At 37.0% G+C, this 14,141-nt stretch carries 10 protein-coding genes and 1 pseudogene; 10 read left to right on the top strand and 1 reads right to left on the bottom strand.

All coding sequences use genetic code 11. The annotated features are described in order from the left end of the window. The 9 genes and pseudogenes from RTL21_RS08550 to RTL21_RS08510 form a co-directional block, all read left to right on the top strand. A pseudogene (locus tag RTL21_RS08550) lies at nt 1–199 on the top strand (carbamoyl phosphate synthase large subunit); the annotation flags it as partial. After that, nucleotides 196–975: a dihydroorotate dehydrogenase electron transfer subunit gene (locus tag RTL21_RS08545; protein WP_312095267.1), complete on the top strand. Its 780-nt coding sequence runs from the start codon at nt 196–198 to the stop codon at nt 973–975. The pseudogene RTL21_RS08550 and the gene RTL21_RS08545, both read left to right, overlap by 4 nt. Then, nucleotides 972–1,913: a dihydroorotate dehydrogenase gene (locus tag RTL21_RS08540; RefSeq protein WP_312095265.1), complete on the top strand. Its 942-nt coding sequence runs from the start codon at nt 972–974 to the stop codon at nt 1,911–1,913. Before RTL21_RS08545 ends, RTL21_RS08540 begins: the two co-directional genes overlap by 4 nt. Then, on the top strand, nt 1,885–2,601 hold the full coding sequence (gene pyrF / locus RTL21_RS08535; protein ID WP_312095263.1) for an orotidine-5'-phosphate decarboxylase: 717 nt from the start codon (nt 1,885–1,887) through the stop codon (nt 2,599–2,601). Before RTL21_RS08540 ends, pyrF begins: the two co-directional genes overlap by 29 nt. After that, the gene (pyrE, locus tag RTL21_RS08530; protein ID WP_312095261.1) at nt 2,598–3,215 is read left to right on the top strand and encodes an orotate phosphoribosyltransferase; all 618 of its coding nucleotides are present in this window, start codon (nt 2,598–2,600) and stop codon (nt 3,213–3,215) included. The genes pyrF and pyrE overlap by 4 nt, the downstream gene beginning before the upstream one ends. A 355-nt stretch (nt 3,216–3,570) precedes the next feature. Beyond that, a complete protein-coding gene (locus RTL21_RS08525; RefSeq protein WP_312095360.1) occupies nt 3,571–4,713 on the top strand; it encodes a glycerate kinase family protein in 1,143 nt (380 codons plus the stop codon). A gap of 30 nt (nt 4,714–4,743) precedes the next feature. Next, the gene (locus RTL21_RS08520) at nt 4,744–5,778 is read left to right on the top strand and encodes a CdaR family transcriptional regulator (RefSeq protein WP_312095259.1); all 1,035 of its coding nucleotides are present in this window, start codon (nt 4,744–4,746) and stop codon (nt 5,776–5,778) included. Between the two features lie 341 nt (nt 5,779–6,119). Beyond that, nucleotides 6,120–7,502 (top strand): glycoside-pentoside-hexuronide (GPH):cation symporter, encoded by a 1,383-nt coding sequence (locus RTL21_RS08515; RefSeq protein ID WP_312095257.1) that lies wholly within the window; start codon nt 6,120–6,122, stop codon nt 7,500–7,502. 191 nt (nt 7,503–7,693) lie between these two features. After that, the gene (locus tag RTL21_RS08510) at nt 7,694–9,181 is read left to right on the top strand and encodes a glycoside hydrolase family 5 protein (protein WP_312095255.1); all 1,488 of its coding nucleotides are present in this window, start codon (nt 7,694–7,696) and stop codon (nt 9,179–9,181) included. Nucleotides 9,182–9,224: 43 nt separating this feature from the next. Here the strand turns inward: RTL21_RS08510 and RTL21_RS08505 are convergent, their stop codons facing one another. Continuing rightward, on the bottom strand, nt 9,225–10,955 hold the full coding sequence (locus tag RTL21_RS08505; protein ID WP_312095253.1) for an Rqc2 family fibronectin-binding protein: 1,731 nt from the start codon (nt 10,953–10,955) through the stop codon (nt 9,225–9,227). Between the two features lie 319 nt (nt 10,956–11,274). Here RTL21_RS08505 and RTL21_RS08500 point away from each other — a divergent pair, with 319 nt between their 5' ends. Further along, on the top strand, nt 11,275–13,953 hold the full coding sequence (locus RTL21_RS08500; RefSeq protein ID WP_312095251.1) for a calcium-translocating P-type ATPase, SERCA-type: 2,679 nt from the start codon (nt 11,275–11,277) through the stop codon (nt 13,951–13,953). The last annotated feature ends 188 nt before the right edge of the window (nt 13,954–14,141 follow it).

Raw genomic sequence — 14,141 nt, 5'->3', positions numbered from 1 at the left:
TGTGATTAATACCTTCTCAAAAGGAAGCCAGCCTGCAAGAGACGGATTCCGCATTAGACGCGAATCTGTTGAAAATGGTATTCCATGCTTAACATCTTTAGATACAGCAGAGGCTATTCTTCGGGTAGTCGAATCCATGACTTTCTCTACAGATGCAATGGAGCCAAGCAAAATGCAACCGGAGGCAGTGTTAGTATGATTAAAAATGAAATCTGCACAGTAGTCGAACAGAAAGTAATAGCTGAAAATATTATGGAGCTCACCTTAACTGGTGAGCTTGTCTCTGAAATGAACGAGCCAGGGCAATTTGTTCATATTAAAGTAAGTGATAGTGTAACGCCTTTATTAAGACGTCCGATTAGTATTTGTCGGATTGATCAGGAAAGAAAAACATTTACGATGATTTACCGAGCAGAAGGAGCGGGCACAAAGCTTCTTGCCAAAAAAACAGCAGGAGAGACGGTTGATATTCTTGGACCTTTAGGGAATGGATTTCCAGTCGAAGAATGTGAATCAGCACAAACAGCCTTATTAGTTGGTGGAGGAATCGGTGTGCCTCCTTTATATGAATTAGCTAATCGTCTAGTTGCCAAAGGCGTGAAGGTTATTACAGTATTAGGATTCCAAACAGAATCCGTTGCTTTTTATGAAGAGAAGTTTGCTTTACTTGGCGATACGTATGTTGCAACAGTGGATGGCAGCTATGGGACACAAGGATTTGTCACAGATGCAATTTTTCAAGAAGGGCTGGAATTTGACGTATTATACTCCTGCGGTCCAACTCCCATGCTTAAAAATCTAGAAAGAACATTTCCAGACAAAAAGGTCTTCATTTCTTTAGAAGAAAGAATGGGCTGTGGGATCGGTGCATGTTTTGCTTGTGTATGTCATACAGCAGATGATCCGACAGGCTTTAGCTATAAAAAGGTATGTACAGATGGACCAGTATTTAGAACAGGGGAGGTTGTCCTATGAACCGACTTGAAGTAAATCTTCCGGGATTACAGCTTAAAAACCCAATTATGCCTGCTTCTGGCTGTTTTGGATTTGGACGGGAATACAGCAACTTATATGATTTAAGCAAGCTTGGTGCCATCATGATTAAAGCAACTACATTGGAGCCACGTTTCGGAAATCCAACACCACGAGTAGCAGAAACAACTTCTGGGATGCTCAACGCTATAGGTCTTCAAAACCCCGGTCTTAAAAAAGTGGTTGGCGAAGAATTGCCTTGGCTTAGCCAGTTTGATATACCGATAATTGCAAATGTTGCTGGATCAGTGGAAGAGGATTATGTTGCTGTTGCAAAAGAAATATCAAAAGCATCAAATGTTAAGGCACTAGAATTAAACATTTCTTGTCCGAATGTAAAAACAGGAGGCATTGCTTTCGGAACAATTCCAGAAGTTGCAAAGGAATTAACGAAAAAGGTAAAGGAAGTATCAGAAGTTCCGGTATATGTAAAGCTTTCACCAAATGTAACGAATATTGTTGAGATGGCTCGTGCGGTGGAAGCTGGAGGAGCAGATGGGATTACCATGATTAACACCCTTGTTGGCATGCGTCTTGATTTAAAGACAGGTCAGCCGATTTTAGCTAACAAAACGGGAGGATTATCTGGACCAGCCGTTAAGCCTGTAGCAATCCGGATGATTTATGAAGTAAGTCAGGCTGTTAACTTACCGATTATCGGCATGGGTGGAGTAACCACTGCTGAAGATGTATTAGAGTTTTTCTATGCAGGCGCAAGTGCAGTAGCAGTTGGTACAGCAAACTTTGTAGATCCATTTATTTGCCCGAAAATAATAGATGAATTACCTGAGCTGTTAGACAAATACGGATTTGAACATATTTCAGAAGTAACGGGAAGGAGCTGGGGAAAGCATGAACAATTCGCTTATCATCGCGCTTGATTTTGCAAGTAAGGACGAGGTGCATTCCTTTTTAAAAGGCTTTAACGGAGAATCATTATTCCTTAAAGTTGGGATGGAGTTATTTTACAAAGAAGGACCAAGCATCATCCACGAATTAAAGGAACAAAATCATCAAATTTTCCTAGACTTAAAACTACATGATATTCCAAACACGGTTGGAAGTGCTATGAAAAATATTGCTAGCTTAGGTGTTGATTTAGTGAATGTTCATGCAGCTGGTGGAATCGACATGATGGCTCGTGCAGTTGAGGGACTCGTAGCAGGTACACCTTCTGGAATGAAGCGAGCGAAATGTATTGGTGTGACACAGCTAACAAGTACTTCGGAAGCAAGCATGCAGAAAGAGCAATTAATTAAAGTTCCTTTACATGAATCCGTATTGCATTACGCAGCGATTACGAAAGAGGCTGGGCTAGATGGCGTCGTTTGCTCAACTTTAGAAGCGGCAGCGATTCGTGAGCGATTAGGGGATTCATTTTTAACAGTAACTCCAGGGATTCGTTTAAAAACAGATGAAGTGCAGGATCAAGTACGTGTAGCAACACCAAAGGTTGCGCGTGCAAACGGGGTATCAGCAATTGTTGTAGGGCGTTCGATTACAAGAGCAGATAATCCATATGAAAGCTATTCATTATTTAAATCAGAGTGGGAGGGCATCACGATATGAAACATGAAATTGCAGAACAACTATTAGATATTAAAGCCGTTTTTTTACAACCAAATAATCCATTTACATGGTCTTCAGGGCTGAAATCACCGATCTATTGCGATAATCGCCTAACCTTGTCCTATCCAAAGGTGCGTAAAAATATTGCAACTGGATTAGCTGAATTAATTAAAGAGAAATTTCCAGAAACAGAGGTAGTGGCAGGAACTGCAACAGCAGGTATTCCCCATGCAGCATGGGTGAGTGATATTCTTGATTTACCGATGGCCTATGTACGCTCCAAAGCAAAAGCGCACGGAAAAGGGAATCAGATCGAAGGAAAAGTGGATAAAGGGCAAAAAGTAGTAGTAGTCGAAGATCTAATTTCAACAGGCGGAAGTGTTATTACAGCTGTTAATAGTTTACGAGAAGCAGGCTGTGATGTTCTTGGGGTCGTTGCTATTTTTACATATGAATTACCAAAGGGAAAAGAGCTCCTTAGTGATGCTGAAATTGCAGCATATTCATTAACAGACTATACAAGTTTATTAGAAGTAGCACAGAAAAAAGGCTATATTGAAGAATCAGATTTAGTAAGCTTAAATGCTTGGAAGGAAAACCCAGAGAAATGGTAAAATAATTAAATGGAAAAAGGCGAATTCGTGTTGGATTCGTCTTTTTTCATGTTGTTTTCGTATATTTCCATTTAATGAAGTTTAACAGATAAAAGGACAAAGTTCTATTTCGCAGCAGACACTGTCCTTTCAATACTTCTATAGGCTACTGTTCCTTTCCATTCACGAATTTAATTAATAATAATTAAAATCGCAATATAGTAGGAAGTACGAATTAAGCTTCTAAAAAATTTGTGCAAATGTACAAAATTTTTAGTAAATATGACTATATCAATCCAAAGAAAAATAGAGTAATATTTTTAAATAGAAAGCGCTATCTATACTTTTTTATTTAAAAAGAAAGGGGTGAGTAATCATAAAAAACGATTTTGTAATTGTTTTAGCTCCAGACTCTTTTAAAGAGAGCATGACAGCAAGAGAAGCATGTGAGGCTATGGAAAGAGGGATTAAGAAAGCAAATAATCGGATTACCTGTCTCCAAGTGCCAATGGCAGATGGTGGAGAAAGCACAATGGAATTGCTAGTAAATGCTAATAAAGGTAAAATATACAATGTAAAAGTATTAGATCCTCTTGGGCGTGAAGTGACAGCATCATATGGTATTTTAGAAGATAGCCAAACAGGAATTATTGATATGGCTAGTGCAAGTGGCATTCATTTGGTAGCAAATGAAGAAAGGAATCCGCTTATTACGACTACTTATGGAACTGGTCAATTAATAAAAGCTTGTCTAGATCATGATATTAAAAAACTTATCGTAGGTATTGGTGGAAGCGCTACAAATGATGGTGGTGCTGGGCTGGTACAGGCTCTAGGTGGAAAGTTTTTTGATGAAAATGGAAAGGAGCTCGGGTTTGGAGGTGGAGAATTAGGACGGCTGGCAAGAATAGATATAAAAAATTTAGATTCGCGCATAAAAGATCTATCAGTTGAGGTTGCGTGTGATGTTAATAATCCCCTCTGTGGTGAGCAAGGAGCATCCTATGTGTTTGGACCACAAAAAGGTGCGACATTAGAAATCGCTCAACAATTAGACAGAAATTTAATGAATTATGCGGCTATAATTAAAGAAGAATTTCACATAGACATTCTTAATGTACCAGGTGCAGGAGCAGCAGGAGGCTTGGGTGCTGGATTGATGGTGTTTTTAAATGGAACGTTAAAAAAAGGCATTGATATTGTCATTCGATATTCATCATTGGAAGAGAAAGTGAAGGGGGCGGATATGGTCTGGACAGGTGAAGGCTGTATAGATTTCCAAACCAAATTTGGAAAAACCCCTATAGGTGTTGCTTCGGTCGCTAAAAAGTATAATAAACCCGTAGTGGCCTTTGCTGGTAAAATCGGTAATAATATTGATTCATTATATGAAAAAATTGATTCTATTTTTTGTATCATGCAAGGAGTAACCACGCTCGAGGAGGCATTAGCAAATGGCAAGCAGAATCTAGAGCGTACTTCTGAGAATATGATACGATCGATGAATTTAGTCATGTAAAATGGATACCTCGTAAGAAAAGGTGATGGGATGAAATTATCGAAACAAATTGCGGAAAAGGTAGCAAAGGAAATGATGAATATCATCCCTTATAATATTAATCTTATGAATGAAAAAGGAATCATTTTTGGAAGCGGAGATAAGAAAAGAATCGGAACTTTGCATAAGGGAGCATCAAAGGTTCTTGTTACTCAAAAAATCTATGAGGTTTATATGGAAGAAGAGTCAATGAAACCTGGAGTCAATGAACCTATTGTAATTAATGATGAAATTATAGGAGTTATCGGAATTACTGGGCATCCAGATGAAGTGAGACCATTTAGTAAGTTGGTTGGCGCTACCGCCAAATTACTAATTGAACAGGAAAGCGTAAATAAGAAAACGCAAAACGACAGAATGAGGCGTGAGAAATTTTATAACGAATTATTACTAAGAAAAACATGCTATGACGATGAATTTTTGCAACAAGGAAAATTTTATGGAATTGACCTTACGCAGAAATGTCAAGCAATCGTCATCAAAGGAAATTTAAATACAAAAGCTTTTAAGACATTTTTAGAAGATTTTAGACATTACTCTACCATTAATCCTAATAAAATTGTTCTATTTATTACGGAACAAACTAAAGTGATGGAAGTAATAAAAGGCTTAATAGAAAGAATAGAAATAGAAAAAATAGCAATCGGTGACAAGGAGGAGTTAGCTGCTGTTTCATTGGAACAAGCAGACAGTGCATGGGAGGTCGGAAATAAAATAAAGCCATCAGAAAAAGTCTATTACTATGATGATTTTAAATTATTTATTCATCTTACTTCCTATGAAAGAAATAATATTGATTCCAGTTTAGCAGGGTTAGATAAGTCAGGAAATAATAAAGAGCTTTTTCATACATTGCAAATATTTATAGAAGAAAATGGCGATATTCACAACACGACGAAAAAATTGAATATTCATAGAAATACTTTGAACTATCGATTAGAAAAAATTAAGGATTTAACTGGGAAGAATCCGAAAGTGTTTTTAGAATTATTCGAATTATTTTGTTCAATCATTTGGTATAAATAATAGCGATAAGTATAGATAATAAAGCTCTTTTTGATTTGATCATTTTGTAAGCGCTAATATGGAGTGAAATCAAAAGTATCACTGATATAATGGCATACTTTGCTAGTACTACCATCCTACATAAGAAATCGATAACAATTTAAAGGTGATAGTAGGCATTGTGTTTTCGTATTGAATGGACGATAGGCTTAATTTAGAAGAGCTGTGAGAGAAAAAATTTTTTATCTAATCTTTTGTTCGATAAATAACTATTTTTGGAAAGGTGATAGAAATCACTCCAAATACGAGGAAGCATTCATATTGTATGAATGGAACAATAATTAGCAAAAAGGGGGATAAATATGAACACAAGACTTGCAGAGAACATTCCGGTGGTTCCCACAGTAAAAATTAGAACGAAAGAAAAACTTGGCTATGCCACTGGAGATTTAGCTTGTAATTTTATCTATCAAACAGTGAGTAGCTATCTATTATTCTTTTACACGGACGTTTTTGGAATCACAGCTGCAGCAGCTGGATTGATGTTCTTAATCGTTCGGCTAATTGATGCCGTTCTCGATCCATTTATTGGAACACTTGTTGATAAAACCAATACAAAATACGGAAGATTTCGTCCATATCTTTTATATGGTGCTTTTCCCTTTGCAGGTGTAGCAATTCTTTGCTTTACAACACCAGGATTTTCTGACCCGATGAAACTTGTTTATGCCTATATAACTTATATTTTATTATCAATAACCTATTCCGTTATTAATATTCCGTATACAGCCCTTACGTCAGCTATCACTCAAGATAATAAAGAGGTTGTTAGTTTAACTTCTTATAGAATGCTATTTTCCAATACTGGTGGATTAATTGTTTCTTTCGGTGTGCCACTTTTAGCTGGAATCTTTACAGGTGTATCTGGCGCAACAAGTACTGGTTGGCAAATCACGATGTCTATCATGGGAATTGTCGGAGCCTTTTTATTGATTTATAGCTTTTATAATACAAAAGAACGCGTACCTATTTCTCATAAGGAAGAAGATAAGATTACATTTAAGGATATATTTATTCAATTAAAGAGTAATCGTCCGCTTCTCATCGTATGTTTATTCTTTATTCTTAACTTCGGCGTGAATTCGATTGTTAACTCTGTTGGTATTTATTATGTTACGTATAACGTTGGGAAACCAGAACTTGTAAAATGGTATGGGTTATTAGGAACACTTCCAGCACTTGTTCTTATGCCATTAATGCCAATGATGTATAAATGGATGGGAAAGAAAAAATTACTATTTACAGCTTTATCTTGTAAGGCTATTGGTTTGATTGCTCTATTCCTAGTGCCAGCTTCCATGGTTCCACTTGTTTTTGCATCAAGAGCTATTGCAGCAATTGGTACAATCACAGCAGGCGGTTTTACATGGGCGTTAATTCCGGAGACGATTGATTATGGTGAATATAAAACGGGTAAACGTGCAAGCGGTGTCATTTATGCTTTAGTTGGTTTCTTCTTTAAGTTCGGTATGGCTATTGGCGGAATCGTTCCAGGTTTAATCCTAGCTAATTTCGGCTATGTTGCCAACCAGATTCAAACAGCAACTGCATTACATGGAATTTTAATAACAATGACAATTATTCCAGCAGTCTTTGTCATAATTGAACTATTTGCTATCTATTTCTATAATCTTGATGAAAAGGAACATAAAAGAGTACTTTCTGTGTTAAGTACTAGAAAATAATTCTGATTGCATAAGGTTATATTTAGAAAAACTATTAATCTTTCAGCGTTTATTGGATTTTTCCATTTGGAAACAATATATTTCCCGTTAGTTTAATAAAATAGTCAATTAATAAGCAAAGTTACCCGCTGTTTTTTGACTATTTTATGTTTGAAAAATAAAACATTTGCTAGGAAAGGATGGTTATAATAATGGAATTACTTCAAGTAGAAAATAATAAAATTATCGGTGCATCAGGTAAACCAATTCAGTTAAGAGGGACATGTATTGGTGGTTGGATGAATATGGAAGACTTTATTAATGGGTATACAGGAACAGAACACGCACTTCGTTATACAATGGCTGAAACGATTGGTAAAGAAAAAGCTGAATTTCTATTTGATCGATTATTACATTATTTTTTCGGAGAAGATGATATAAAATTTATTAAAAGTTGGGGAGCAACTGCAATCCGCATTCCTTTAAATTACCGACATTTTGAAGATGATGAAGCACCATTTATTTATAAAGAATCGGGATTTGAACGTTTGGATAAAATCATTGATTTATGCGAAAAGCATAAGCTTTATGTTATTCTCGATCTCCATGCAGTCCAAGGGTATCAAAATACGCATTGGCATTCAGATAATGATGTACGCCATAGCTTTTTCTGGCATGATAAAACCTACCAAGATCGATTTGTTGCTTTATGGGAAGAATTTGCAAGACGCTATAATGGCAGAAGTGTGATTGCAGGCTATAATATCATGAATGAACCATGTGTGAATACTCCCCACGGAGACTTCCCTCACACCTTCTTTAAGAATTATAAACCAGACTGGGAAAGAATGAATCGAATCTACAGAAGAACGGTGGAAGCAATCCGTGATATTGATTCTGACCATATTATCTTCCTTGAAGGGGATAACTACTCGAAGTTATTTGAGGGATTAGAAGCGCCTTTCGCTACCAATTTAGTTTATAGTAGTCATAATTATACTGCTGCAGGGTTTGGACCTGGTCCATATCCAGGTGTAGCTGATGCTAAGACTGCTCGGGTTGAAAGTGGAAAGCATTGGGATTTGGATGTTCAAAAGGAAGTATTTAATAGCCATGAAGGAACACAATTTGCAGACAAATATAATGTTCCTCTTTGGGTAGGAGAATTTGGTTCCGTATATAATGGGCCAGAAAATGAGATTTCCGACCGTTTAGACGCCATGGATGATCAATTAGGTATCTTTGAGGAATTTGGTGCACACTGGACAACTTGGACCTATAAAGATGTAGGAGTAATGGGCTTAATAACCCTTGATGCAGAGTCAGAATATTTACAGAAGATTTCATCGATTTTCAAAATGAAGCATTTGCTTAATACAGATGATTGGATGATTTGGTTACCAGGATTTAAGGCAAGACAATCTGTTGAAGAATTAGCGACTCACCTTGAAGAGGTGGTTAATCCAGAATTGTCACATAGCTTTAATCTTTCCAGCCTGTCACAAGCAATTCTAACTATTTATGCTGGGGCATTAATCCAGCCTGAGTATGCAAAGATTTTTAAGGATCTTTCTGAAGAAGAAATTGATCTTATCATACAGTCGTTTGCTTTTAAAAATTGTAAAGTCAATGAAGGTTTGCTAAATGTATTGGAAAAGCATACAAATAATAAACACAGTTCTTTAAAAGTAGGGCAGTAATAAATAAAAAACTGGGAGAAAATAGATTTTTCTCCCAGTTTTTTTATACTGCTGTATTATTACGTTTCTCTTTTAATCGAATCACTGTTTCTTCATCTGGCGTTACATAAACAGTTTGCTGATTATCATAAATGACAAAGCCTGGTTTTGCACCGCTAGGCTTTTTCACATGGCGGACTAGGGTGTAGTCTACTGGAACAGAGCTTGATTGACGGGCTTTGCTAAAATAAGCGGCTAATTTTGCTGCTTGCAGAATTGTTTCCTCCGAAGGTTCCTTGCTCCGTATCACGACATGGGATCCAGGAATATCCTTTGTATGCAGCCAAATTTCATCTCTTGCAGCAACTCGATTGGTTAAATAATCATTCTGTTTATTATTTTTACCTACGATTATTTCCGTTTGATCATCGGAAAAATAATAATCTAGTACTGGCTTTACATTTTGCTGTTTTTTTGTTTGTTTTTTCTGTCTTTCTCGCAGGTAGCCTTCTTCTACTAACTCTTCGCGAATTTCCTGAATATCTTTCGGTGAGGCAGCGAGAATTTGCTGGTATAATGTTTCGAAATATTCATATTCTTGTTCTGCTAGTCGAATTTGTTCTTTGATAATTTCAATAGAATTTTTCGCTTTTTGATATTTAGTAAAATATTTTTGGGCATTTTCAGAAGGGGATAGTCTTGGATTAAGGGGAATCTTAATCGTCACCCCGTCCTCATCATAGTAATTGATTACTTCTACTTCTGCTAAGCCTTTTTTTATGGCGTATAAATTAGCTGTCAAAAGTTCACCAAGTAACTGATACTCCTCTGCATTTTCTGCTTCCGATAAAGAACGTTCAAGCTTTTTAATCTTTTTGCTGTTTTTATCACGTTCATTTACGATAAAACGTTCAAGATCATTGCTTTGCTGTTTCACTCGGTCACGTTCTGCTTTTCCGAAATAATAGCGATCGAGCATTTTGCTTAATGTAGGGAAAGGTTTAACTTCGCCTTTCACATGCTCGATTGGCTGACAGTAAAAGTATTCTTTGTCTGCAGTATCCATAATAGAAGGAGCGTAGTTTCTTTTCTTTATTGGATCCATTATGGCAAGAAAAGCTTTTGGCAAGGTTTCGCGGTTAGCAAGACCGGCATGGTAGAAAATTTCTTTAGCGATTAACGGAGAGAATCCGGCAAACTGCTGTACAAGCTGCTTATCTAATTTCCCACTATTAAAATCAATTGCTCGTAAAACGTCTTCCTCTGTAGCTGTATAAGGATCCTGCTTCTCTTGTTTTGGTGGAGCTTTGTATTCATATCCAGGGAGAATGGCTCTGTGGCTATTAACAGCATAGGAAATATGTTTAATACTATCTAAAATCGTATTTTTATCTCGATCGACTAAAATAATATTGCTGTGCCGTCCCATAATTTCAATCATCAGTTTTTTATAGGAAGTATCGCCAATTTCATTTCTTCCTCTAATTTCTAAAACAATGATACGTTCATTGTCGATTTGATAAATGTCTTCTATAAAATAACCTTCTAAATGCTTGCGCAGGAGCATACAGAACATTGGTGGTTCTTTCGGATTTTCATAGGATTCTTCGGTGATTTGCACTCGTGCATAGCTTGGATGTGCAGATAAAAGCAATTTCTGATTTTTTCCATTTGCACGAATGGATAAAATAATTTCATTTGTAAAAGGCTGCTGAACTTTGTTAATTCTGCCTCCTAGTAAAAGCTCTTTTAATTCAAGAGACATTGCTCTTGTAAATAAACCATCAAATGACATAACTAACGACCTCATTTATAATAATTTCCCTCTTTACTCTATCTTTAATTCCGAATAAATACAAGGATTTGGCAAGCGTATCTAGAGAAAAGTTAGGATTAGAGGAAGATGAAATGGCGATTTTTGTATAAATGAAATAAAAATCCATCCCGATAGCATTTTTTCGGCCAAGCCTGAATATGATTTCCATAGAGTGGTGTTGGGACAACTATGTATGTTAGTTAGAATTGCTAACCTTTTGTTCAGAACTACTACGCATTACTTCGCAAAAGTGCTATTCGCGAACGGTGAATGAAAAAGGGGGAAGTGAGATGGCCGGATGAACTATCATGAAATGAACGAAAAAGAAGTAGAACAAACATTGAATACTGATTTTTCGGCTGGGTTAACGGATGAAGAGGCGGAAAAGCGACGAAAGAATTTTGGATTCAACGAATTAGAGGAAGGGGAAAAGCAATCCCTATTGCTTATTTTCTTCAGTCAATTTAAGGATTTTATGGTACTTGTTCTTTTAGCTGCTACGCTTGTTTCAGGTTTATTGGGCGAATATATTGATGCGATTGCCATTATTGCAATCATCATTCTCAATAGTTTTCTTGGTTTTTTTCAAGAAATACGGGCAGAGAAATCTTTGTCTGCGTTAAAGGAGCTATCACAGCCCCATGTACATGCACTTCGTAATGGGGAATGGATCAATATTTTATCGAAGGAATTGGTTCCAGGTGATGTTATTAAATTCGCTAGTGGCGATCGAATTGGTGCAGATGTAAGAATAATAGAGTCTAGAAGTTTAGAGGTAGAGGAATCTGCATTAACAGGTGAATCTGTACCTGTTCCAAAGACTGTATCTGCCATTAAGAATAATAATTTAGCGCTCGGTGATATGGAGAACATGGGATTTATGGGTACGATGGTCTCTCGGGGGAGTGGCGTTGGTGTTGTAATTGGTACGGGAATGAAGACAGCGATGGGGCAAATTGCCGATTTACTGCAAAATGCAGATTCGGTGACAACTCCATTGCAAAGACGACTGGAGCAATTAGGAAAAATTTTAATTGTTACTGCCTTGCTATTAACGGTATTAGTTGTTGTGATTGGTGTTCTTCAAGGAAATGATTTATACACAATGGTGCTTGCAGGAGTATCATTAGCTGTCGCGGCAATACCAGAAGGGCTACCTGCGATTGTAACGATTGCCTTATCACTCGGTGTTCAGAAAATGATCCGCAAAAATGCGATCGTCCGTAAGCTGCCTGCAGTAGAAACGCTAGGATGCGCTTCTGTTATCTGCTCAGATAAAACAGGTACATTAACGCAAAATAAAATGACAGTGACAAGAACGTGGATTGGTGGAAAAACGTATACAGTAGATGGAACAGGGTATGAACCTCAAGGGAAATACTATGTAGACGAAAAATTAGTCAATCCTACTAAAGATAAGGCACTGCAACAACTTTTAACATTTGGAATGCTTTGTAATCACGCAGAGATTCTGCAAAAGGATGGAGAATATGTTTTAAATGGCGATCCGACAGAAGGGGCTATTTTAGTAGCTGGCATGAAAGCAGGATTCACTCGCTCCCAATTATTAAATCAATTTACAATTGTTAATGAATTTCCTTTTGATTCGACTAGAAAAATGATGAGTGTTATTGTGAAGGATCCATCTGGACGACAGTTTGTCGTTACAAAAGGGGCACCAGATGTGTTAATCGGTCAGAGTAAATCGATTCTTTTTGAAAATCGCTCTCAAGTATTAGGAAGTGAACAGAAGAAAGTAGTTCAAGAAGCGATTAACGGCTTAGCTTCACAGGCACTTCGTACGATTGCTATTGGTTATAAGGAAATATCTCCAAACACAATTATTTTGCATGAAAGAGAAGCGGAAAAAGATTTGATTTTTATCGGGCTGCAAGGAATTATTGACCCGCCAAGACCAGAAGTAAAACAAGCTGTCAAAGAGTGTAAAGAAGCTGGCATTAAGACAGTTATGATTACCGGAGACCATGTCATTACGGCAAAAGCAATTGCCAAACAACTTGGTATTGCCAATAACCGTTCGAAGGTAATGGAAGGAAAAGAACTTACAGATTTAAGTTTACAAGAATTAGAGGATATTGTGGAAGATGTTGCTGTATTTGCACGGGTGTCACCAGAGCATAAACTGAAGATTGTGCAAGCATTCCAAAATAGAGGACATGTGGTTGCAATGACTGGAGACGGTGTGAATGACGCTCCAGCAATCAAGAAAGCAAACATTGGAATTGCGATGGGAATCACAGGTACAGATGTAGCAAAGGAAGCTTCTTCTTTAGTTTTAATGGATGACAATTTTGCAAGTATTAAAGCAGCCATTGTAGAAGGAAGAAATATTTACGAAAATATTCGTAAATTTATCCGTTATTTACTTGCTTCAAACGTTGGGGAAATTTTAGTTATGCTATTTGCGATGCTATTAGCAATGCCACTACCCCTTGTTCCAATCCAAATTTTATGGGTGAATTTAGTAACAGATGGATTGCCAGCAATGGCTTTAGGTTTAGATAGACCGGAAGATAATGTTATGAAAAGAGGACCTCGAAGTCCAAATGAGGGCGTATTTTCAAGGGGATTGGGATGGAAAGTGATATCGAGAGGTTTCTTAATCGGAATTTCCACGATATTAGCATTTATGTTTGCGTACGATAATAATCCCGCAAATCTAGAATACGCCCAAACCGTTGCTTTTATCACATTAGTGCTTGCCCAGTTGATTCATGTATTTGACTGTCGCAGCGAAAAATCGATTCTTTCAAGAAATCCATTTGGCAATATGTATCTCGTATGGGCCGTAATCTCTTCCTTGGTACTGGCTCTAATTGTCCTTTACGTACCATTCCTACAAGAGATTTTCCATACCCTGCCAATAGCAATGAAAGATTGGCCAATGATCATCGGATTCGCCTCCGTACCAACTTTTTTACTCGCAGGATCATTTTTATTAAGTAAATCAAAATAAAATATGTTATAATCCAAAAGGTAGTAGAGACCACTCTATTACCTTTTATTTATTTAATGCTGTTTTTAGCTAATATTCTGTAAGATTGTAGTCATATTTAAAGATGAAAATTCTTTAGTTGATTGTAGCCTAGGGGACTTAACTCCTGCGGGAAGTGAGGAAATCAACGGGCCTTGTTCGAAGGCACA

It is taken from the genome of Niallia sp. (assembly GCF_031978665.1).
Classification (GTDB): domain Bacteria; phylum Bacillota; class Bacilli; order Bacillales; family Cytobacillaceae; genus Niallia.
The sequence above is the reverse complement of the archived record's forward strand: the minus strand, read 5'-3'. Positions and strand labels throughout refer to the sequence as shown.

Bases quoted from the DNA above. Each gene is read 5' to 3' on its own strand.
- RTL21_RS08545 (WP_312095267.1), top strand. From the start codon at position 196: ATGATTAAAAATGAAATCTGCACAGTAGTCGAACAGAAAGTAATAGCT.
- RTL21_RS08540 (WP_312095265.1), top strand. From the start codon at position 972: ATGAACCGACTTGAAGTAAATCTTCCGGGATTACAGCTTAAAAACCCA.
- pyrF (WP_312095263.1), top strand. From the start codon at position 1,885: ATGAACAATTCGCTTATCATCGCGCTTGATTTTGCAAGTAAGGACGAG.
- pyrE (WP_312095261.1), top strand. From the start codon at position 2,598: ATGAAACATGAAATTGCAGAACAACTATTAGATATTAAAGCCGTTTTT.
- RTL21_RS08520 (WP_312095259.1), top strand. From the start codon at position 4,744: ATGAAATTATCGAAACAAATTGCGGAAAAGGTAGCAAAGGAAATGATG.
- RTL21_RS08515 (WP_312095257.1), top strand. From the start codon at position 6,120: ATGAACACAAGACTTGCAGAGAACATTCCGGTGGTTCCCACAGTAAAA.
- RTL21_RS08510 (WP_312095255.1), top strand. From the start codon at position 7,694: ATGGAATTACTTCAAGTAGAAAATAATAAAATTATCGGTGCATCAGGT.
- RTL21_RS08505 (WP_312095253.1), bottom strand. From the start codon at position 10,955: ATGTCATTTGATGGTTTATTTACAAGAGCAATGTCTCTTGAATTAAAA.
- RTL21_RS08500 (WP_312095251.1), top strand. From the start codon at position 11,275: ATGAACTATCATGAAATGAACGAAAAAGAAGTAGAACAAACATTGAAT.